Here is a 19,999-nt window from a genome sequence, read left to right as displayed (position 1 = left end):
TCCATGCGTTATGGCGTGACCACACGCTGCCATTCGCCGTCCCAGCCGGCCGGCCGGAATCCGAGGGCGATGTTGATGGCGAGCATGTGGTCGTTTTCCGCGGCGTTGAAGGTAATTACACGTTCCACGGCCGGGTATTCTGCCAGCAGGCGGCGGAGGTTGCGGATCTTGACGAGCATGCCCAGGCGGTGCCCGCGGTGGCTGGCGGCGACGAGCGTGTCGTCCTGGTCGGCCAGCCACGGCTTCGACGGCGTCAGTTGCAGCACCGTATAGGCTGCCAGTTCGCCGCTGCCCCGGTGCCGGGCGGCTGCCACGAGGGACTCCAGGCCGGCCCGCCGCCAAGTGTCCTCGACGTCGCGGAGCCGTGCCACATCCCACTCCTCCGGGTCGTACCTCAGGTCCCCGCTCGGCGCGTCAGTGCTCATCCGGGACATCAGCACGGCGAGCTGCACGGCATACTCGTCCGGGCACCGCCCGGTCCACGACACAATCTCGTACTCCCCGCCAGCTGTGGCCAGGGCATCCCGCTCCAGGGCGTCCCACGATGCTGCCCGCGCGGGAACATCCAGGGCGCTGAAGCGCGAAACCTGTTCCAGGCGGTACCCGGCCTTAAGGGCGAAGCGTACGCCCCGCGCGTCAGCCGGAACCGCGCCAGTTCCGGTGGCCGGGCTGACGGTTGCCTCCGTGTCCCCCGGGTCAAAGCCTGCGGGATGCTCCGTGTAGCTCTGCAGAATGGTGCGGCCCGCCGCGGCTGCCAGCTCTTCCGCGTGGCGCAGCAGGACCCGGCCGATTCCCCGGCCGCTGAACTCTTCCAGGACATCGACGTGGACCAACGCGCTGCGGAGGTTGTCCTGGAGCTCGCAGCGGACCCACGACCGGGCAGCCATCCGGCCATCCAGGCGCACGAAGAAGAGCTGGATCTTCCGGTAGTCGTTGTCCCGCCAGAACTGCAGCCGGGCCTCGGGCGGGGTTGAGCGGTCGAGGTTTCCCCAGGTCTGGAGCGTCAGTGCGTCACACAAGCCGCCGACGTCGAGGAAGTCCCCCGCGTCCGGGGAGTCGAGGGCGGCAGGGAGCACAAGGGGTTCTATGCGGTACGTCTCTGCAGTCACCGGGCCAGCCTAACCGGCGCCCGGAACGCGGAAAAGACCGCCCCGCGGATGCGGGACGGTCTTTTCCGTGGAGCCTGGTGAGGATTAGACCTCGGTCAGGACCTTGGTGACGTTGGGGTCAACCGAGATGCCCGGGCCAAACGTGGTGGCGACGGTAGCCTTCTGGATGTAGCGGCCCTTGGAAGCGGACGGCTTGAGGCGGAGGACCTCTTCCAGTGCGGCTGCGTAGTTCTCGGCCAGCTTGATGACGTCGAAGGAAACCTTGCCGATGATGAAGTGCAGGTTCGAGTGCTTGTCGACGCGGAAGTCGATCTTGCCACCCTTGATGTCGTTGACGGCCTTGGCGACGTCAGCGGTCACGGTGCCGGTCTTCGGGTTCGGCATCAGGTTACGCGGACCCAGGACCTTACCGAGGCGGCCAACCTTGCCCATGAGGTCAGGGGTGGCAACGGCGGCGTCGAAGTCGGTCCAGCCGGCTGCGATCTTTTCGATCAGGTCATCGGAACCAACGAAGTCGGCGCCGGCAGCGATTGCTGCCTCGGCCTTGTCGCCCGTTGCGAACACGAGGACGCGGGCAACCTTACCGGTGCCGTGCGGCAGGTTAACGGTGCCGCGGACCATCTGGTCAGCCTTACGCGGGTCTACACCCAGGCGGAAAGCGACCTCAACGGTGGCGTCGAACTTGGACGGGTTGGTGTCCTTGGCCAGCGTCACTGCCTCGAACGGCGCGTAGAACTTCTCCGCGTCGATCTTGGCTGCGGCTGCCTCATATGCTTTGCTGCGCTTTGCCATGCTGCTTATTTCTCCTTGTGCAGTTGTGGTCTGCGGACCGCGCTGGGCCCTGCCACAGTCGGGGCTCCGGATGGTAGTTCCGGACTTCCGACATTTCAATGTTTAGGTGGTGCCGGTCTCCCGGCGGTGCTGCCCGGCGTCGTGGTCGGTTGCCCGGACCCGACGCCGCATCAGCGGAAGGGAATTAACCCTCGACGGTGATACCCATGGAACGGGCGGTGCCGGCGATGATCTTCGCGGCGCCTTCCAGGCTGGTGGCGTTGAGGTCTTCCATCTTGGTGGTGGCGATCTCGTTGACCTGGGCCTGGGTCAGCTTCGCAACCTTGACGGTGTGCGGGGTAGCCGAACCCTTGGCGACGCCTGCAGCCTTTTTGATGAGCTCTGCAGCCGGCGGGGTCTTGGTGATGAACGTGAATGAACGGTCCTCGTAGACCGTGATTTCAACCGGAATAACGTTGCCGCGCTGGGCTTCCGTCGCAGCGTTGTACGCCTTGCAGAATTCCATGATGTTGACACCGTGCTGGCCAAGCGCAGGACCGATTGGCGGGGCCGGGTTAGCGGCACCTGCCTGGATCTGCAGCTTGATGAGGCCGGTGACCTTCTTCTTGGGAGCCAATGTAGGGTCCTTCTCTCAATTACTTCCTGGGACACAGGAGCGTGCCTCAGGTTGGTGGCCGCCATGGCGAGGCGGCCGGCCGCCCCTGGCTGCTAAAGCGGGCAGTCCGGGGCGAATTCTGGGGGGATAACTAGATCTTGCTGACCTGGTTGAACGACAGCGTGACCGGGGTCTCGCGCTCGAAGATGGAGACCAGGACCACGAGGGTCTGGGAGTCCACCTTGATTTCGGAGATCGTTGCCGGAAGGGTCTCGAAGGGGCCTTCCTTGACGATGACCGACTCGCCGACCTCGAAGTCGACGTCGATCTGCGCGGCAGCGTGCTTGACCGGCTTGCCCTTCTCGGCCTGCTCTTCTTCGAAGACCGGGGCGAGCATGGAGAAGACCTCGTCGAGGCGCAGCGGGACCGGGTTGTGGGCGTTGCCCACGAAGCCGGTGACGCCGGGCGTGTGGCGGACGGCGCCCCAGGAGGCGTCCGTCAGGTCCATGCGGACCAGGACGTAACCGGGGATGCGGACACGGTTGATGACCTTGCGCTGAGCATTCTTGATCTCAACGACTTCCTCCATCGGAACCTGGATTTCGAAGATGTAATCTTCCATGTCCAGGGTCTGGATGCGGGTTTCAAGGTTGGCCTTGACGCGGTTTTCGTAGCCGGCGTAGGAGTGGATGACGTACCAGTCACCCTCCTGGCGGCGCAGCTTGGCCTTGAATTCGTCGGCCGGATCAACCTCCGCGGCGGCAGCGGCCGCGGCCAGCGCGTCGCCTGATTCGTCGTCTGCTTCTTCGCCGGCGTCGGCGGTTTCGTCGTCGTCCGCGTCAGCAGACTCTTCAACGGGGGCTTCCGGAGCTTCTGCCGTGTCGGCAGCCTCGTCAGCGGCGTCGGATTCGGGCGCAGCAGACGCAGCCTCGGACTCTTCCCCGGCTTCCACCGCGGCGTCCTGGCTCTTATCCAGCTCAGTCTCAGTTACCTCGAGCTCCTGCTCAGACACTTGGTCTCCTGCTTCCTCATTGCCTAACATGCCTATTTAAATGACTCAATTCCGCACACTCCGAGGAGCCTCCGGAACTCCGGTGGCAATCCATGCAGTCTGCGGACCGGTCGCCTTAGCGGTCCGTGGGCGCAACGCCGCCGAAGACCCAGGCCACTCCGGTCCCGAAGGCCAGATCCAGCAGGGTGACGATGAGCATCATGATGACCACGAACACCAGCACCACGAGCGTGTAATTGATCAGTTCCTTGCGGGTCGGTGCAACGACCTTCTTCAGTTCGCCGATTACCTGGCGGATGAAGAGCGCAATTCGAGCGAAGAAACCTGCCTTGGGGGCATTCTTGGCGGGGCGGCCACTGGAGCTGCTTGCAGCCGTTTCGGTCACCTGGTCCTCACTCATCCTCGCAATGTCGGATACCCGGCTCTGAACTGAACCATGGTTGCTGCGCTTGCTCCGGAGAAACCGGAACAGCTTGCGCAGGGCAGACAGGACTCGAACCTGCAACCTGCGGTTTTGGAGACCGCTGCGCTACCAATTGCGCCACTACCCTATGGATCGAAAACCGTTTTCGGGCCCTTCCCCAGACTTTCCTGAGGCGCAGACCATCATCGTGTTTTCAACACCGGAGAACCAGTCTACGCAACAACTGCGCCTACGTCGAACCGGCCTCACCGGACCCTCCGCCTCCCACGAGAACAGCTGGGAAAAACATGCGGTAAACCAGACGCGAAATTCACCTGACTCAGTTGCAGTCACATTTCCACGCGGGCGCCCCGGACGGTCCGGTGAACAGCATAGAGTAGGTTTCGTCGAATCCCACAAACAGCCACCGAAGCTGTAAGCGAAGAATGGACCCGCGATGCCTGCCGCCCGCATTTCACAGCGTATTTCCGCCATAGCCGAATCCGCCACGTTGGCTGTTGATGCCAAGGCGAAGGCGCTGAAGGCGGCCGGCCGCCCCGTGATCGGCTTTGGTGCCGGCGAGCCGGACTTCCCGACTCCCGGTTACATCGTGCAGGCAGCCATTGAAGCGGCCGGCCAGCCCAAGTACCACCGCTATTCCCCGGCCGGCGGCCTGCCGGAGCTGAAGCAGGCCATCGCGGACAAGACGTTCCGGGATTCCGGCTACAAGGCCGAGGCGTCGCAGGTGCTGGTAACCAACGGCGGCAAGCAGGCCGTGTACAACACCTTCGCCACGTTGCTCGATCCGGGCGACGAGGTCATCGTCCCCACGCCGTTTTGGACCACCTACCCTGAGGCCATCCGGCTCGCGGGTGGCGTTCCGGTCGAGGTTTTTGCCGGACCGGAGCAGGAGTACCTGGTCACGGTGAAACAGCTCGAGGCCGCGCTCACGGACCGCACCAAGATCCTGCTCTTCGTCTCCCCCTCCAACCCCACCGGTGCCGTGTACTCGCCCGAGCAGGTCAGGGAGATCGGCCAGTGGGCCGCGTCCAAGGGCCTGTGGGTGGTTACGGATGAGATCTATGAGCACCTGACCTACGACGGCGTTCCCTTCACCTCGATCGCCACGGCCGTCCCGGAGCTGGGCGACAAGGTGGTCATCCTCAACGGCGTTGCGAAGACCTATGCCATGACCGGCTGGCGCGTGGGCTGGATGATCGGCCCGGCCGACGTCATCAAGGCCGCCACCAACCTGCAGTCGCACGCGACGTCCAACGTCTCCAACATCCCGCAGGTGGCCGCCCTCGCCGCAGTGTCCGGCCCGCTGACCGCCGTCGACGAGATGAAGCTTGCCTTCGACCGCCGCCGCAAAGCCATCGTTGCCGGGCTGAACGCCATCGAGGGTGTTGAATGCCCGACGCCGAAGGGCGCCTTCTATGTCTACGCGGACGTCCGCGCCCTGCTCGGCAAGGAGTTCCCGTCCGCGAACGGGCCCGTCCGGCCGGCGACGTCGGCGGAGCTGGCCGCCCTGATCCTGGACGAAGTCGAAGTGGCGGTGGTTCCGGGCGAGGCTTTCGGCCCCTCCGGCTACCTGCGGCTTTCCTACGCCCTCGGCGACGAGGACCTGGCGACCGGTGTCGCCCGCCTGCAGGACTTCCTCGGCAAGGCGAAATAACGCGACTACTCCCGATGCGCTGTCACTTATGGTCCCTAAACCTGCTCCAAAGGGACTGTAAGTGATAGCGCATCCGTAGTCAGAGGAGCCGGCGTTCGGCGGCCCAGCGGGTGAGCTCGTGCCGGCTGGAGAGCTGGAGCTTGCGCAGCACCGCCGAGACGTGGGTTTCCACGGTCTTGATCGAGATGAAGAGCTCTTTGGCGACTTCCTTGTAGCTGTACCCGCGGGCGATCAGCCGCATCACCTCGAGCTCGCGGGCGGACAACCGGTCCAGTTCGTCGTCGGCGATGTCCGCCGGGGCGGTGCCGAAGGCATCCAGGACAAAGCCCGCCAGCCGGGGCGAAAAGACGGCGTCCCCGCCCGCGACCCGGCGGACGGCGTCGGAGATCTCCGCACCCGAAATGGTTTTGGTGACATAACCGCGCGCCCCGGCCCGGATCACCGAGACGACGTCCTCGGCCGCGTCCGAGACGCTCAGGGCCAGGAATCGGGTGCTGCCGAACAACGGCGCGGAGCCGGCCAGCACTTCGCGGCCGCCGCCGCCGAGTCCGCCCGGCAGGTGGACATCGAGGAGTACGACGTCGGGACGCACCGCGGCGATCACGGCAACGGCTTCTTCCACCGTCCCGGCCTCGCCGGCCACAACGATGCTTGGGTCCAGGTCGGCCTTCAAACCGGACCGGAAGATGGCATGATCGTCCACGATCACCACCCGGATCCCCTGCGCCGGGCTCCCTGCTTCGGTTGTACTCACAGTCTGGCCTCTCCATTGCTGTTGTTGGTGGCGGCGCCGGCGGATGCTCCCGTTGGCAGGGGAAGCCGGAGCCGCACCTCGGTGCCGTCCTGGCTGCTGTTGATGACGGCGGTGCCGCCGTGCCGGTTCATCCGGCCGACAATCGATTCCCGTACCCCCAGCCGGTCGGCCGGGACGGCGTCCGGGTCGAAGCCTGGCCCGCGGTCCTTCACGAAGACCTCCGCCGCGCCGTCTGTGACTTCCAGGTACACCGAGACGGCACCGCCCCCGTGCCGGGCCGCGTTCAGCATGGCCTCACGGGCGGCCTGGACGAGTGCCTCGTGCCGTTCGGACATGGCGCAGTCGCCCACGGTGACCACCTCGACGGCGTGGCCCAGGGAGTCCTCCACTTCAGCCGCAGCGGCATTGATGCCCTCGGAGAGCTGCCCGGCTTCCTTGCCCGCATCCCGGTACAGCCAGCCCCTCAGTTCGCGCTCCTGGGCGCGGGCAAGGCGGACGACGTCTGTCTCGTTGCCGGCGCGCCGCTGGATCAGCGCCAGCGTCTGCAGCACGGAGTCGTGGAGATGGGCGGCGATCTCGGCCCGTTCCGTCGCACGGACCCGACCGGCGCGCTCCGCCTCCAGGTCGCGCCAGAACTTCAGCCCCCACGGCAAGAGGACCAGTGCCACACCGCCGAGCACGGCCACCGAGGACAGCAGGGCAAGCCACGTCTGTTCCCAGGACCCGGAGCCGGACACCATGACGAGGACCCCGGCCACCACCAGCGCCAGCCCGGCCGCAAGCCGTGCCCAGCCGCCGGCCTGGTCCGCCTTGGTCTTGTCCACGAGGCCGGCCCGGCGTGTCTCATCCAGCTGCATCCAGGCGATGGCTGCGCCGCCCAGGATGGCGGCAACCGGAATGAGGGTCCCGAGGGGAACATCAACGCCGAGCAGCCGCGCGATCAGGATTCCGGCGGCCAGCAGAAGACCCGCCCCGAGTAGAATCTCCTTGCCGTAGCGCATGCCGGTGACCCGGCTCCGCAACGAACCGGCGGGAACGGTGCCCGCCGGTGCGGGTGCCGCCCCCGCGGCCGCCGGTGCGCCACCCGCCGGGGACACGGCCGCCGTCGAAGGGTGGGGGTAGGGGGCCGCGTAGGGTGCGCTCACTGCCGGGGCAATGGGCGACGCCGGCTGCCGGGCATTGCGCTTGGCGCTTTCGTCCGCGGTGGGAACCATGATCCAGAGCCAGGCGTAGAACGCGACGCCGGCGCCGCCCGCGAGCGCGGCCACCACCATGCCGATGCGGACCATCCGCAGCGGCCAGCCCAGATGCCGGGCGAGGCCGGCGCAGACGCCGGCAATCATCCGGTCGCTGCCGCGGACCAGCGGCGGGCGGGAAACGGCGGTTGTCATGACTCAATCCAAGCACGGATCAGGGTTCCCCGGACCCGATTCCGGCCCTAACCGGGGGGATCTCAGGGACAGTTCAGGGTGTTCCCCAGTAGAGCGGATTGGCGCCAGGCGGAAGGATCGAAGTATGAACCCGCACATTGACCAGCCCGATGAGGGCGACAGCTCAGAGGGCCACGACCCTTCGGGCCGCACAGGCCGCGCTGCCGCTCAGACTGCCGGACAACCGGCGGAGCCGCCGGCAGAGACCTCGGGCGCGGACCAGCGGCCCGCAGCCGACAACTCCCCCACCACTCCGGTGGATACGTCCCCCACCACTCCGGTGGATACGTCCCCCACCACTCCGGTGGATACTTCCGCCACCCTCCCGCTGGACTTTTCGGCCGGTGCCGGCGCCGGCACGCCGCCGCCGCCCCCGCCCTACTACGGCGCGACGCCCCCGGCCCACCATGGCGCGACCCCGCCGGCCGGAAGCCAGCCACTGCATTTCTTCGACTGGATCCGCAGCCAAGGCATCCACCGGGGCCGCGAGCGCTGGGTGGGCGGTGTCGCCAGCGGCATTGCCGAGCGTTTTGGCGTCGATCCGCTGATAGTCCGCGGCATCCTGATCGTCCTGACGGTCTTCGCGGGCGTCGGCGTCCTCCTCTATGGCATTGCCTGGGCGCTGCTGCCCGAACCCGACGGCCGCATCCACGTCCAGGAGGCCGCGGCCGGACGGTGGTCGTCCGGGATGACCGGGGCCCTGATCACCACGGTCATCGGCCTCCCCAGCCTGGGTGCCGGCGTCTGGGGCTGGGACCGCTACGGCTTCGGCGGCTTCATCTGGACGGTCTTCTGGGTGGGCGGCGCCATCTACCTCATCTACTACCTGACCCAGCGCAACAAGTCCCGGAACGGAGCCACTCCCATGTCCTCGAGTTCCCAGCCCGGCGGCCCGGCGGGCTCCGGCTACCCGATGAACCCGGCAACATCACCAACTGCCCCCTTCGCCACCGCCGGCTACGGCTCCTCGGAGGCGCTGCCCCGCTACGACGGGTCAACCGTCCCCGGGCCCGTCTGGGGCCCCCCGCCGCCGTCGGGTCCTGTTCCTCCCCCCGGGGGCGGCTACCGGCCGGTGCAGGGCAGCAGTCCCGTCCCGCAGGCCAAGCCCCGGAGCTTCGGCCCCGGCGCCCCCGCCGTCGCGGTCACCGCCGGCCTCGCCCTGCTGGTGGGCGGCGGCATCAAAGCCCTCGACGTCGCGAACGTCATCGATCTCGGCACGTCCAGCAACGCCGTTGTCTGGGAGAGCGCCGCGGTGGTCCTGGGCCTGGGCATCATCGTCGCCGGTCTCCGGGGCCGCACCTCAGGCATCCTGGGATTCTTCGCCGCGGTCGCCCTGATTGTCGGCGGCATCTTCAATGTGCTCCCCAACGGTGACGGCTTCCGTCCGCGGAACGCGAGCTGGTCTCCGGTGAGCATTGAACAGGCCCTGGGCGGTTTTGATATCACCGCCGGCACCGGGACCGTGGACTTGACGAAGGTTGCCCTCAACCCGCCGCTGGGAACTGATGTCGTGGTCCCCATCGACGCCACGGCGAGCAACGTCACGGTGATCATTCCGGACACCGTTCCGGTGGAGGTCCGCGCCGACATGTCCATGGGCAACCTCAATGAAGGCGGCCAAAGCCACGGCGGCATGACCACCCGGCAAAGCAACTACAACACCGGCAAGCCTGGAGCGGCGCTGATCGTGACTGTCAACGGCACGTTCAGCAACGTCACCATCAAGGAAGGGAACTGACATGAGCAGCTACGACGCACCGGCGGGCAGCCCAGAAGGCAGCGGCCCGTCCACTCCCCCACCGTTCGAAGGAACGGAGCCGCCGGTCGATTCCCCGGCACGCGTGGGCACCATCGTCTGGGGGCTGATCGTGGTGGCCCTCGCCGCGCTTATCATCATCTCCCAGCTCGGCATCGTGGCCCTCAACGGGACCTACGTGGCGATCGGCCTGATGATTGGCGCCGGGGCGGCTCTTGTGATCGGCGGGCTACTCTCGGCCCGGGGACGTGACAAAGATGCATCGACAGGGAAGTCTTGAATCATGGAAAAATTCTTCAGCACCGTCAGGGGCCTTGGCCTGAAACGCGGTCCGCAGCGCTGGTTGGGCGGCGTCTGCGGCGGGATCGCCGCCAAGTTGAATGTGGATGTTGCGTTCGTCCGGATCGCATTCCTGCTCTTCGCGCTGCTTCCCGGGCCGGCTTTCGTCCTCTACATCATCGCCTGGTTGCTCCTTCCGGACCAGCGGAACGCCATCGCCCTCGAGTCCTTCCTCGCGAAGCGCTCAACCCGGCCCTAAAGCCAACACGCCGGAAAGTGACGTGSCCCTGCCGCCCGGCAGGGGCACGTCACTTTCCGCAGCCAGTCCCGCCGCAACCAGTCAACCTGTAACCTTTTGTGTCCTGCCCCACACACGCCACTAGACTCTAGGTGAGCTCAGCGTGGCGCTCTGCCTGTACACCTTCGAACCAGGATTTGAGCCGAGACATGAAAATTGGAATCCTCACCAGCGGCGGAGACTGCCCCGGACTGAACGCCGTCATCCGTGGCGCCGTCCTCAAAGGCATCGCCGTCCATGGCCACGAATTCGTGGGATTCCTGGACGGCTGGCGCGGGGTCGTCGAGGGCGACATCATCGACATCCCCCGCACCATGGTCCGCGGCATCGCGAAGCAGGGCGGGACCATCCTGGGAACGTCCCGCACCAACCCGTTCGAGAACAACGGCGGGCCCGAGGTCATCAGGGCCAACATGGACCGGCTCGGCATCGACGCCATCATCGCCATTGGCGGCGAAGGCACCCTGGCGGCAGCCAAGCGGCTCACCGACGCCGGCCTGAAGATCGTCGGCGTCCCCAAGACCGTCGACAACGACCTCGACGCGACGGACTACACGTTCGGCTTCGACACCGCCGTCGAGATCGCCACGGAGGCAATCGACCGCCTGCGGACCACGGGTGAGTCCCACCACCGCTGCATGATCGCCGAGGTGATGGGCCGCCACGTGGGCTGGATCGCGCTGCACGCCGGCATGGCCTCGGGCGCCCACGCCATCCTGATGCCTGAGCAGAAAGCCTCGATGGAGCAGATCGCCGAGTGGGTCGTCTCGGCCCGCGACCGCGGGCGCGCGCCGCTCGTCGTCGTGGCGGAGGGCTTCGTCCCGGACGGCCAGGAGACGCCGCATTCCGAACGCGGCCTGGACACCTTCGGCCGCCCCCGGCTTGGCGGGATCTCCGAGCGGCTGGCCCCGGAGCTGGAAGCCATGACGGGCATCGAAACCCGGGCCACCGTCCTGGGCCACATCCAGCGCGGCGGGGTTCCGACCGCGTTCGACCGCGTGCTGGCGACGCGCCTGGGCATGGCCGCCATCGACTCGGTGGTCGAAGGACGCTGGGGAACCATGGTGTCCCTCAACGGCACCGACATCGTCCACGTGGGCTTCGACGCCGCGCTCGGCAACCTCAAGACCGTCCCGAAGAACCGCTACGACGAGGCCGCGGTCCTCTTCGGCTGAGCCGCCTGAGCCTCTGCACTGAGCCCGACACCCCCGGTGGGTAGGGTGGAACCATGACACTTGAGCCCGGTTCGGTCGACATCATCCAGCTCGCATGGGCCCGCCGTCTGGGGCTCGACGACGGCGCTTTCGCGGCCGCCGCGGGCGACCGCATCACGCGCGCAGATGAAGCGGCCCGGGCCGTGCAGTTCATCCGGCTGTTCGGCAACTCTGTCCTGGTGGGCCCGCAATGGGCCCTGGATGCCGCCGCCGGGCTGTCCGACGGGGAACTCGCGCAGCACGTCACCCTCTTGACCATCACCCGGGACCATGGCGGCCACGGGCTCGGCGCCGCCGCGCTCTTCTTCGCCGACGACCTGCCCCTGCAACAGCCCTCGGAGGAGCTGACCGTCTCGCACGGCAACCCGGAAGCGATCGAACTGGAAGCCGCGTGCCCGCCCGACGACGTCAACGAGGTGGGCCTCTCGGACCTTGAGCACCGGTTCACCATCATGCATGCGGAGGAAGGCCGCAGGACCCCCGTGGCCTGCGGTGCCTACACCGAGTGGGAAGGGATCCTGGCCCAGATGGGGGTGCTGGTCGCTCCGGAGTGGCGCCGGCGGGGGCTGGGCTCATTGGCAGCCTCTATAGCCGCCCACGAGGCGCTCGCCTCGGGCCTGACGCTGCAGTGGCGCTCCGATGTCAGCAACAAGGGCTCCCTGGCCATCGCCCGGAGCCTTGGCTTCACCGCAGGCGGCATCCAGACCAGTGTGCTGCTGGGTTGATCCGGCAGCACACCAGGGCCCGCGTGCATGTCAGCGGGAGCGCACCTCGGAACCCTCGGCGCCCGCTGACGTCGCCGGCACGGAGCCCGGGGTGCCCCACCCCTGCACCGGCTGGGGCTTAGCGAAGAACAGCGCCGCCGCCGCGCCGAGCAGGATGACCGCAGCAGGCAGCAGGATGGACTGGCCCATCGCCGTCGAGAACCCCTCGTGCAGAGCGTCCGGCAAGGCGCCGGCGAAGGACATCGGCCCGGACTCCCCGGACCCTCCCGGGGCCGCGGGGAGTTCGGCCGCGAGCCGGGCCTGGATCAGGACGGCTATGGCGGAGCTGCCCAGGACGGCGCCGATCTGGCGGGTGGTGTTGTAGACACCCGAGCCGGCACCGGCCTGCCGCGGCGGCAGGTTGCGAGTGACGGTGGAGCTCAACGGCGCCCAGATGCCGGCGTTGGCGAAACCCAACACGGCGCTGGGGAGCAGTAACAGCCAGATCGGCGTATCCGGGTGCATCAGGAGTGAGTTCCAGAACAGCGCCACGGACATCAGGACCAGGCCTGTTGCGGTGATGAACTTGGGGTTGACCCGGTCGATGACCTTGCCCACGAGCGGCGCCAGTCCGCCGGAGATGAGTGCCATCGGCACCATCATCAGCGCCGATTGGGTGGGCGTCAGCCCGCGGACCATCTGGAAGTAGAAGATCAGCGGCAGGGTGAAGGCCGTCACCGTGAACCCGACGGTGGTGATGCCGATGTTCGCCAGCGAAAAGTTGCGGTCCTTGAACAGGGACAGCGGCAACAGTGGTTCGCCCTTGTTCAGCTTCTGCCACACGACAAACACCACCAGCACGGCGATCCCGGAGATGATGAGACCCCACACGGTGATGGGTCCGGCGATGGTGCCCCAGTCATAGGTCTCGCCCTCCTGAATGCCGAACACCAGCAGGAACAGCCCGACGGCGCTGAGCAGCACGCCGGGGATGTCGAACTTGTGCGGGTGGGTGCTCAGAGCCGGCACGTAGCGCAGCGCGAGGAAGAATCCGATGATTCCCACCGGGACGTTGATGAAGAAGATCCACTCCCAGCCGAGGCCGTCAACTAGGACGCCGCCCAGTATTGGTCCCACGAGGGTGGCGACGCCGGCGGTCGCGCCCCAGATCCCCATCGCCGCTCCGCGCCGGTCCGGCGCGAAGATCCGGGTGATGACGGCCATGGTCTGGGGTGTCATGAGCGCGGCGCCGAAGCCCTGGAATACGCGGGCCACGATCAGCATCTCCACGTCGCCGGAGAGCCCGCACCAGAGGGAGGCGAGCGTGAACACGACCAGCCCCGCCAGGTAGAGGTTCTTGGGGCCGAAGCGGTCGCCCAGCCGGCCGGTGATCAGCAGCGGCACGGCATAGGCGAGCAGGTAGGCGCTGGTCACCCAGATCACCGAATTGATGTCGGCGTTGAGGCCCTCCATGATGCTGGGGTTGGCCACCGAGACGATGGTGGTGTCGATCAGGATCATAAAGAACCCGATCACGAGGGACCAGAGTGCCGGCCACGGCCGGGCGACGATTTCCATGGAGTTCCTTAAGTGCTGAAGGGGAGCTGTGTGCGGGGCAGACGAATCAGCCCAGCAGGGCCAGGATGTCCTGCCGCTCGAACATCTGCGCGGCGGCCCGGGCAGAGGGGGTGCCGGCGTCGGGGTCCGCGCCGGCGTCGACCAGTACCTGCACAACATCCGGGTAGCCCTTGAAAACGGCTCCGGCGAGCGGCGTCTGGCCGCGGTCGTTGGCGGTGTTCGCGTCTCCGCCGTGTGCCAGGATCAGCCGCACGGCATCGACGTGGCCGTGATAGGCAGCAAGCATCAACAGGGAATCCCCGGCCGCGTTCGTCATGGCCGCCGGAGCACCGGCGGCCAGGTAGCCGGCGAGCAGCGCGGTGTTGCCTTCCCGGGCCGCGTCGAAGAGGGCGTGGGCCAGCGCCAGGGTTTCCGCGTCCGGGGCACCGGGTATGTCGGCCGTCATCGGGGCCCCCGCAGGAAGCCGGTCTGGCGTCCCACGACCTGGCCGGCGTCCGGTGCCACAATGACTTCCTGCGCGGCGGTGTACGGCTCCTCGCCGTCGAGCACGGTCAGTACGTCGTCCGGTGCGACCGAGCGCTTGACCACGGCCAGGGCCACCGGCCCCATTTCGTAGTGCTGCGCCACGGAGGTCACGGTGCCCACCTTGCGGTCCCCGGAACGGACCTCGCTGCCGACTGCGGGCATGGTGTGCTGCGAGCCGTCGAGCTGCAGGAAAACCAGCCGGCGCGGCGGGTGGCCCAGGTTGTGGACCCGGGCCACGGTTTCCTGGCCCTTGTAGCAGCCCTTGTTCAGGTGCACTGCGGTGCGGAGCAGGTCGAGTTCGTGCGGGATGGTCTTGTCGTCCGTTTCGGCACCCCAGCGCGGCCGCCAGGCTGCGACGCGCAACGCCTCGGCTGCCCAGACACCGGCAAGGGGGCGCTCACCGACGGTTGCTTCCAGTTCAGCAGCCGGGACCAGATACTCGAACCAGGGCCGTTCCAGCCCGGGGTGGGCGTCCTCCCCCACGACGGCGTACGAGTAGCCGCCGGCGCCGACATGCGGCCAAGGGTCTTCCCAGACCAGCAGGGACGACCATTCCGGCACCCGGCGGGTGGACCCCAGCACGGCCCAGTCCGCCGACGCGTCGGCGATCTCGACGCGGAGCATGAACTTCATCTTGTTGAGCCACTCTGCGAGCGGGCCTGCCTCGGCAACCTCGACAATCAGCCAGGTCGTTGCTCCGTCGTCCACCACCCGCGCGTCGAATTCGATCCGGCCCTGGACGCTCAGCAGCAGCAGCTCGCTCGACTGTCCGGGCGCCAGGTTGGTGAGCTGCTGGGAAGAGAGGGTGTTGAGCCAGCTCAGCCGGTCGGGCCCGGCCACGGTCACGACACCGCGGTGGGACAGGTCCACGACGGCGGCGCCACCGGCCAGTGCCCGCTGTTCGCGGAGCGGCTCCCCATAATGGGACGCGACACCGGCGTCAGCGCCGCCGGCTTCAACGGCGCCAGGGCGCGCCAACAGTGGGCTCTTGATAGTCATATGTAGTAGAAGTCCTCGGGGGCTAGCGGTATTCCGGATTTTCGAAGTCAAACCTGGTGCCGGCTTTCCACACCTCGGGCAGGTTGCCGTAGGCGGGAATGCCGCCGGCGTCCTTGAGCATCCGGGCCTGGTGCAGCAGGTTCCACGTCATGAAGGTGGTGTTGCGGTTGGTGAAGTCGCTTTCCGGTCCGCCCGAGCCCTCATCGAGGTAGCTCGGGCCCGGACCCACGGCGCCGATCCAGCCGGCGTCGGCCTGGGGCGGGATGGTGAAGCCGATGTGCTGGAGGCTGTACAGGACGTTCATGGCGCAGTGCTTGATCCCGTCCTCGTTCCCGGTGATCAGGCAGCCGCCCACCTTCGGATAAAAGGCCCACTGGCCCTTGTCGTTGAGCTCGCCGGAGTGCGCGTAGAGGCGCTCGATCAGCTTCTTGGTCTGCGAGGAGTTGTCACCCAGCCAGATGGGTCCGGCGACGACGACGATGTCGGCTTCCCGGACGGCCGGGTACAGCTCCGGCCATTCATCGGTGGCCCAGCCGTGCTCGCGCATGTCCGGGTAGACGCCGCTGGCGATGTCGTGGTCCACGGTCCGGATGACCCGTGTGGCGACTCCGTGTTTCTCCATGATGCGGCGGCTGACGTCGATCAGGCCCTGCGTGTTGGAGGTCTCGGGGGACTTCTTTAGGGTGCCGTTGAAATAAACGGCCTTGAGGTCGCTGTAATCGGCGGGCGTGTCAGGCATGGCGGGTGTGGCATTCACTTTGGTGCTCCCTGCGGTCGCTGCGGACAACGGAAAATCAGTGAGACGTCAAACCCGGCGGCGTTTCTGAGGCGTGTGGCGCGCCGCCGGTCAAACCGCTTTGTGCAGGATCGCGGACGCGTGGGCCTCCAGGCCGCTGCCCCCCGCGGTGCCCTTGCCCGTGGCCACGTCCCAGCGCCAGAGCAGGTTTCCGTCCACGAGCCCGAAAATTCTGGTGGCGGCCGTGTACTCCTTGGAGTGGCTGCCGCGCATCACCAAGTCTGTGCTGAGCTGGATCTGCGGGCCTTTGATCTGCCCGTAGTACAGCTCGGAGATCCCGCCGGGGTGGGAGATCGAAACCGAGATGTCGAAGCCGCCGTCCTCGTTGCGCAGGGCTTCGACCTCGTCGGCGCTCTTGAGCACGGGAACGATGTCAGCCGGGATAAGCCCCGGTCCGCCGTCTTCCTCGCGCTGCTTGCGCTCCAAGGCCCAAAAACCTGATTCGACGGTCAAGGGACGCAGCCTGGTGCCCTCGTCGTCGGTCAGCCAGCTTTCGGCCCGGTACTGCAGGTACGGCAGGCCGTTGTGCGTGAAGGACACGTGCTGCACGAAGTGCTCCGAATCCTCTTCCCCGGCCCCCAGCCGGCCGCGGCCCTCCCACTCACCAATGAGCCAGGACAGCGGAACGATTTCGGGTGTCAGATCTGTAGGAATCTCAATCGGCACAGCAGCTACCTCTGGAAACGACGGGACTTTGCAAGGCGTTACTTCTGGCTGTTACTTCTGGCCTTTGAAGAGCCGGTACACAACAAAGCCCGCGAACCAGGCCATGGCCAGGCTGGCAACGCCGAGGAGGACAAGGAAGAAAATTTCAAATGCAAGTACGGACATGATGCCATCCTAACGCTTTAGTAGATGAGTAGTTTGTCTATGAAGTAAGCCAGCGAGCCTACGGCGGCAACCGGGCCGAGCCCCATCCCGAGGGCCGCCGCAAAGCTCAGGGATTCGCCGCGGAGGATCACCAGCCGGCGGAAACTCACCAGCACGGCCCCCACCACGACGCCGACGATCGCCGCCGGCAGCACGGCGATGTCGGAGAAGACAAGGCCAGCGAGCGGTCCGGCCAGCCCTGCACCGACGACGCCCAGCGGCGCCACGACCCGGTCCGGCCAGCGGATCAGGCCCGCCATCAGGGCGATCGCAGCGCTGATCGCAGCGACCAGGAGCATCTCCCGGACGCCGTTGAAGCGGAAACACGCGATCCAGCCGGCACCCAGGCAGGACAACAACACACCGGCACAGGAGCCCAGGGTGGACTCCAGGCGTTGCGCCTGTCCCGTGCCGCGGATCAGCTGCATCACGAAGACCGCCATCACGCCTGCGGCCATGAACGACGGCGTCCAGTCCAGGAAGCCCGGGGCGGGAAGATATGTGGCGGCGATGGCGGCGCCCACGCCGGGCAGGCCGATCAGGACGGCCAGGGTCTTCCTGGCGGGGATGCCCAGGAAGTGCGGCCAGCCGATTCCGACGCCGGCTGCGGTGAGGACCCCCACCGCAAGGAGGGCCTCCGGCGAGGAGTACGACGCGCCGACAATCGCGGCGAGTCCGGCCAGGCCAACAACGCCGATGGTCCAAGACTTCACTGTTTACCCGACATCTGTTTATCCGTCATCCGTTTACCGGTCATCGTCGTACCTTCGCTCACTGCGGACCCCAATTCGACCTGATCAACGTCAGGGGGCTGCAGGCCCCGACGGATCAATCCTGCCCTATATGACCGATTTGTGTCGCAAAAGGACTGGCCGCAGGTGACGGGACCATGGCCGGTAAGGGGCGTTTAGGTATACTCAGACTCAGCTACAGACGCCCAAAGATGCGCGGACACCCCTTGGAGGAAACATGTCGCACATCCTGCTACTGACGAACAGCACCGGTTCATCGGTGGACGTCCTGCCTGCTCTGGAACTATTGAACCATCGGGTCCACATTCTCCCCGCGGAGCCGACCGCGCTGCTGGAGACCGACCCCTGCGACATCGTCCTGCTCGACGCCCGCAAAGACCTCGTCGGCGCACGCTCACTGACCCAACTGCTCAAGGCCACGGGCCTGAGTGCTCCCCTCATGCTCATCCTCACCGAGGGCGGCATGGCCGCAGTCTCGTCGGCGTGGGCTGTGGACGACATCCTGCTTGAGTCCGCCGGGCCGGCCGAGGTGGAGGCCCGCATCCGGCTGGGCGTCGCCCGTGCCGTGCCGGACCAGGACGACGCGCCGACCGAGATCCGTGCCGCCGGCGTCGTCATCGACGAGGCCAGCTACACCGCCCGGGTCAACGGCGCACCGTTGAACCTGACCTTCAAGGAATTTGAACTGCTCAAGTACCTGGCGCAGCACCCCGGCCGGGTCTTCACCCGCCAGCAACTGCTGACCGAGGTCTGGGGCTACGACTACTACGGCGGCACCCGCACCGTTGACGTCCATGTCCGGCGTCTGCGGGCAAAGCTCGGCGCCGACCACGAGAACCTGATCAGTACGGTCCGCAACGTTGGCTACCGCCTGACCCTGGTCCGGCATCCGGAGGAAGAACTCACCGAGGCCTGAAGTCTCAACAGTCCTGACTGGGACCGGGACGACGGCTGACAACAGGCGGCTGTGCCGGAGCCCGGACTGCGGGCCGATCCGCGCAAGGGCTGCGTCGCGGGAGCCCGAACACAGACCTTCGCCGTCCGGGGCGCCTTTGGGTACGATTCCGGTCCCTTGGCTCCGGTGTCCGCGGCGTGTCCGTGTCGAGATGCCCCCGGACCGCAGCCCCTGGCGGGACCAGCGGCGGCCGGGTCCGGAAGTTCCGCCTTTGGGCAGAACCCACGGGAACACAAAAGAGCCCCGGACCGAGGTTCGGGGCTTTTCACTTATTCAGTGGAGGACATACGGGTCGAACGTATCGAGGCCACCCCAGTGGTGGATCCCCCTCGCATCTGAACTGACGGTCCGGGAAACGAAGTCCCGCACCCATCAGCCGGATGAGTTAACGACTATACGTAACTGTTCCGGAACAACAAAATCGACTCCGCCCCGGCGGCACCGTATAGCCTTGCAGCATGAGTCCTGCGCATCCTGAGAACTGGCCCGTGCTCGCCGCCAAAGGAGCTGCCGATGAGCAGCTCCTGAAGGACGTCAAGGCCCTCGCGGCCGCCGCGGAGGAATCCGACGGCAACCCGCCGTTGTCCGAACAGACGCTGGTCACGCTGCGTGCCACGAACGCCGACGCGTCCCCGGGGACTCCCACCGTGCTGACGCTCGCCCTCTACTGCCCCGACGAGGAATCCGACCCGGCGACGGCACAGGACCTGGCCGGAGTCGCCGTCGTCATCGAGGAACCGGACGGCACGGGAGTGCTGGAAATTGCCGTCCACCCCAGCTACCGCAACCAGGGCGTGGCGGACCGGCTGGTCGGCGAACTCCGGGACACCCGCGGCTTCGCCGGCCTCAAGGCGTGGTCCCACGGCAACCACGAGGCCGCCGCGGACCTCGCCGCGCGCTACGGCTACGGCCCCGTCCGGGAACTGTGGAAGATGCGGCTCACCAGTGCGGCGGCGGAACTGCCTGATGTCCCGCTGCCCGACGGGGTGGCGCTGCGCGCTTTCACCCCGGGCCGGGACGAGGACCCCTGGCTGGCCGCGAACAAGGCCGCCTTCGCGCATCATGCGGAGCAGGGAAACATGACCCGCGCCGACCTGGACGCCAGGATGGCCGAGCCGTGGTTTGATCCCGCCGGTTTCCTGCTGGCCGTCGATGCCTCCGACCGGATCCTCGGCTTCCACTGGACCAAGGTGCACCCCCGGCACGGCGACCACCCGGCGATCGGCGAGGTGTACGTGGTGGGCGTAACTCCCGAGGCCCAGGGCACGGGCCTGGGTAAAGCACTGACCGTGGCCGGCATCCGGCACCTGCAGAGCCTGGGCCTGCACGCCGTCATGCTCTACGTCGATGCGGACAACATTCCGGCCGTGTCGCTGTACCGGCGGCTGGGCTTCACGCGTTGGGATGTCGACGTCATGTATGCCCCATTGGAAGGGCGTTAATCCAATCGGCAGACATCTGATGTCCACAGCCGGAAATCTGCCCTCCTCGAAAGCTGTACGC

At 67.0% G+C, this 19,999-nt stretch carries 21 protein-coding genes and 1 tRNA gene; 8 read left to right on the top strand and 14 right to left on the bottom strand.

What is annotated here, in order from left to right:
• Positions 1-8 precede the first annotated feature (8 nt).
• From AC1DC5_RS01635 to AC1DC5_RS01610, 6 genes are all read right to left on the bottom strand, one after another.
• Positions 9-1,109 (bottom strand): GNAT family N-acetyltransferase, encoded by a 1,101-nt coding sequence (locus AC1DC5_RS01635; RefSeq protein WP_476863973.1) that lies wholly within the window; start codon positions 1,107-1,109, stop codon positions 9-11.
• Between the two features lie 84 nt (positions 1,110-1,193).
• Positions 1,194-1,901, bottom strand: a complete 708-nt coding sequence (gene rplA / locus AC1DC5_RS01630; protein WP_441406850.1) for a 50S ribosomal protein L1 — start codon at positions 1,899-1,901, stop codon at positions 1,194-1,196.
• A 184-nt stretch (positions 1,902-2,085) separates the two neighbouring features.
• Positions 2,086-2,517, bottom strand: a complete 432-nt coding sequence (gene rplK / locus AC1DC5_RS01625; RefSeq protein WP_018773647.1) for a 50S ribosomal protein L11 — start codon at positions 2,515-2,517, stop codon at positions 2,086-2,088.
• A gap of 130 nt (positions 2,518-2,647) precedes the next feature.
• Positions 2,648-3,508 carry a transcription termination/antitermination protein NusG gene (gene nusG / locus AC1DC5_RS01620; RefSeq protein ID WP_441406849.1) on the bottom strand — a complete coding sequence of 287 codons (861 nt, stop codon included), beginning with the start codon at positions 3,506-3,508 and terminating at the stop codon, positions 2,648-2,650.
• Positions 3,509-3,623: 115 nt separating this feature from the next.
• A complete protein-coding gene (gene secE / locus AC1DC5_RS01615) occupies positions 3,624-3,908 on the bottom strand; it encodes a preprotein translocase subunit SecE (RefSeq protein ID WP_441406848.1) in 285 nt (94 codons plus the stop codon).
• Between the two features lie 78 nt (positions 3,909-3,986).
• A tRNA-Trp gene (locus tag AC1DC5_RS01610) sits at positions 3,987-4,059 on the bottom strand.
• A gap of 309 nt (positions 4,060-4,368) precedes the next feature.
• Between AC1DC5_RS01610 and AC1DC5_RS01605 the strand changes: the two genes are divergently transcribed.
• Positions 4,369-5,586: a pyridoxal phosphate-dependent aminotransferase gene (locus tag AC1DC5_RS01605; RefSeq protein WP_476863972.1), complete on the top strand. Its 1,218-nt coding sequence runs from the start codon at positions 4,369-4,371 to the stop codon at positions 5,584-5,586.
• A gap of 79 nt (positions 5,587-5,665) precedes the next feature.
• On the opposite strand, the gene AC1DC5_RS01600 is transcribed toward AC1DC5_RS01605, so the two are convergent.
• Complete coding sequence (locus AC1DC5_RS01600; RefSeq protein ID WP_476863971.1) at positions 5,666-6,340, bottom strand: LuxR C-terminal-related transcriptional regulator; 675 nt, start codon at positions 6,338-6,340, stop codon at positions 5,666-5,668.
• The gene (locus AC1DC5_RS01595; protein ID WP_476863970.1) at positions 6,337-7,731 is read right to left on the bottom strand and encodes an ATP-binding protein; all 1,395 of its coding nucleotides are present in this window, start codon (positions 7,729-7,731) and stop codon (positions 6,337-6,339) included. Before AC1DC5_RS01595 ends, AC1DC5_RS01600 begins: the two co-directional genes overlap by 4 nt.
• Positions 7,732-7,855: 124 nt before the next feature.
• Between AC1DC5_RS01595 and AC1DC5_RS01590 the strand changes: the two genes are divergently transcribed.
• From AC1DC5_RS01590 to AC1DC5_RS01570, 5 genes are all read left to right on the top strand, one after another.
• On the top strand, positions 7,856-9,508 hold the full coding sequence (locus AC1DC5_RS01590) for a PspC domain-containing protein (RefSeq protein WP_476863969.1): 1,653 nt from the start codon (positions 7,856-7,858) through the stop codon (positions 9,506-9,508).
• A 1-nt stretch (position 9,509) separates the two neighbouring features.
• Positions 9,510-9,806: a hypothetical protein gene (locus AC1DC5_RS01585; protein WP_476863968.1), complete on the top strand. Its 297-nt coding sequence runs from the start codon at positions 9,510-9,512 to the stop codon at positions 9,804-9,806.
• A 3-nt stretch (positions 9,807-9,809) separates the two neighbouring features.
• Positions 9,810-10,064: a PspC domain-containing protein gene (locus tag AC1DC5_RS01580; protein WP_476863967.1), complete on the top strand. Its 255-nt coding sequence runs from the start codon at positions 9,810-9,812 to the stop codon at positions 10,062-10,064.
• A 188-nt stretch (positions 10,065-10,252) separates the two neighbouring features.
• The gene (locus AC1DC5_RS01575; RefSeq protein WP_441406842.1) at positions 10,253-11,278 is read left to right on the top strand and encodes a 6-phosphofructokinase; all 1,026 of its coding nucleotides are present in this window, start codon (positions 10,253-10,255) and stop codon (positions 11,276-11,278) included.
• Between the two features lie 53 nt (positions 11,279-11,331).
• Positions 11,332-12,042, top strand: coding sequence for a GNAT family N-acetyltransferase (locus AC1DC5_RS01570; RefSeq protein ID WP_476863966.1), 711 nt, complete (start codon positions 11,332-11,334; stop codon positions 12,040-12,042).
• A 30-nt stretch (positions 12,043-12,072) separates the two neighbouring features.
• Here the strand turns inward: AC1DC5_RS01570 and AC1DC5_RS01565 are convergent, their stop codons facing one another.
• The 6 genes from AC1DC5_RS01565 to AC1DC5_RS01540 all read right to left on the bottom strand — a co-directional run bounded on the left by AC1DC5_RS01565 (position 12,073) and on the right by AC1DC5_RS01540 (position 17,502).
• Positions 12,073-13,599 (bottom strand): DHA2 family efflux MFS transporter permease subunit, encoded by a 1,527-nt coding sequence (locus tag AC1DC5_RS01565; RefSeq protein ID WP_476863965.1) that lies wholly within the window; start codon positions 13,597-13,599, stop codon positions 12,073-12,075.
• 46 nt (positions 13,600-13,645) lie between these two features.
• Positions 13,646-14,044, bottom strand: a complete 399-nt coding sequence (locus AC1DC5_RS01560; protein ID WP_476863964.1) for an ankyrin repeat domain-containing protein — start codon at positions 14,042-14,044, stop codon at positions 13,646-13,648.
• Positions 14,041-15,123, bottom strand: a complete 1,083-nt coding sequence (ygfZ, locus tag AC1DC5_RS01555) for a CAF17-like 4Fe-4S cluster assembly/insertion protein YgfZ (RefSeq protein ID WP_476863963.1) — start codon at positions 15,121-15,123, stop codon at positions 14,041-14,043. The genes AC1DC5_RS01560 and ygfZ overlap by 4 nt, the downstream gene beginning before the upstream one ends.
• Before the next feature lie 22 nt (positions 15,124-15,145).
• The gene (locus AC1DC5_RS01550) at positions 15,146-15,862 is read right to left on the bottom strand and encodes a flavodoxin family protein (RefSeq protein ID WP_476864156.1); all 717 of its coding nucleotides are present in this window, start codon (positions 15,860-15,862) and stop codon (positions 15,146-15,148) included.
• 108 nt (positions 15,863-15,970) lie between these two features.
• The gene (locus AC1DC5_RS01545) at positions 15,971-16,585 is read right to left on the bottom strand and encodes a nitrobindin family protein (RefSeq protein WP_476863962.1); all 615 of its coding nucleotides are present in this window, start codon (positions 16,583-16,585) and stop codon (positions 15,971-15,973) included.
• 182 nt (positions 16,586-16,767) lie between these two features.
• Complete coding sequence (locus tag AC1DC5_RS01540) at positions 16,768-17,502, bottom strand: permease (protein WP_476863961.1); 735 nt, start codon at positions 17,500-17,502, stop codon at positions 16,768-16,770.
• 256 nt (positions 17,503-17,758) lie between these two features.
• On the opposite strand from AC1DC5_RS01540, the gene AC1DC5_RS01535 reads away from it, so the two are divergent.
• On the top strand, positions 17,759-18,457 hold the full coding sequence (locus AC1DC5_RS01535; RefSeq protein ID WP_307465631.1) for a winged helix-turn-helix transcriptional regulator: 699 nt from the start codon (positions 17,759-17,761) through the stop codon (positions 18,455-18,457).
• A gap of 497 nt (positions 18,458-18,954) precedes the next feature.
• Positions 18,955-19,938: a mycothiol synthase gene (mshD, locus tag AC1DC5_RS01530; RefSeq protein ID WP_476863960.1), complete on the top strand. Its 984-nt coding sequence runs from the start codon at positions 18,955-18,957 to the stop codon at positions 19,936-19,938.
• Positions 19,939-19,999: the final 61 nt, after the last annotated feature.

Source organism: Arthrobacter sp. 10L424, from assembly GCF_056395325.1.
This window is presented reverse-complemented; position numbering and strand designations above follow the sequence as displayed.

Coding starts and splice junctions, on each gene's coding strand:
- AC1DC5_RS01550 (WP_476864156.1), bottom strand. CDS start 15,862: ATGCCTGACACGCCCGCCGATTACAGCGACCTCAAGGCCGTTTATTTC.
- secE (WP_441406848.1), bottom strand. CDS start 3,908: ATGAGTGAGGACCAGGTGACCGAAACGGCTGCAAGCAGCTCCAGTGGC.
- AC1DC5_RS01535 (WP_307465631.1), top strand. CDS start 17,759: ATGTCGCACATCCTGCTACTGACGAACAGCACCGGTTCATCGGTGGAC.
- AC1DC5_RS01575 (WP_441406842.1), top strand. CDS start 10,253: ATGAAAATTGGAATCCTCACCAGCGGCGGAGACTGCCCCGGACTGAAC.
- AC1DC5_RS01570 (WP_476863966.1), top strand. CDS start 11,332: ATGACACTTGAGCCCGGTTCGGTCGACATCATCCAGCTCGCATGGGCC.
- AC1DC5_RS01590 (WP_476863969.1), top strand. CDS start 7,856: ATGAACCCGCACATTGACCAGCCCGATGAGGGCGACAGCTCAGAGGGC.
- ygfZ (WP_476863963.1), bottom strand. CDS start 15,123: ATGACTATCAAGAGCCCACTGTTGGCGCGCCCTGGCGCCGTTGAAGCC.
- AC1DC5_RS01565 (WP_476863965.1), bottom strand. CDS start 13,599: ATGGAAATCGTCGCCCGGCCGTGGCCGGCACTCTGGTCCCTCGTGATC.
- AC1DC5_RS01585 (WP_476863968.1), top strand. CDS start 9,510: ATGAGCAGCTACGACGCACCGGCGGGCAGCCCAGAAGGCAGCGGCCCG.
- mshD (WP_476863960.1), top strand. CDS start 18,955: ATGAGTCCTGCGCATCCTGAGAACTGGCCCGTGCTCGCCGCCAAAGGA.
- AC1DC5_RS01560 (WP_476863964.1), bottom strand. CDS start 14,044: ATGACGGCCGACATACCCGGTGCCCCGGACGCGGAAACCCTGGCGCTG.
- AC1DC5_RS01595 (WP_476863970.1), bottom strand. CDS start 7,731: ATGACAACCGCCGTTTCCCGCCCGCCGCTGGTCCGCGGCAGCGACCGG.
- AC1DC5_RS01605 (WP_476863972.1), top strand. CDS start 4,369: ATGCCTGCCGCCCGCATTTCACAGCGTATTTCCGCCATAGCCGAATCC.
- rplA (WP_441406850.1), bottom strand. CDS start 1,901: ATGGCAAAGCGCAGCAAAGCATATGAGGCAGCCGCAGCCAAGATCGAC.
- AC1DC5_RS01580 (WP_476863967.1), top strand. CDS start 9,810: ATGGAAAAATTCTTCAGCACCGTCAGGGGCCTTGGCCTGAAACGCGGT.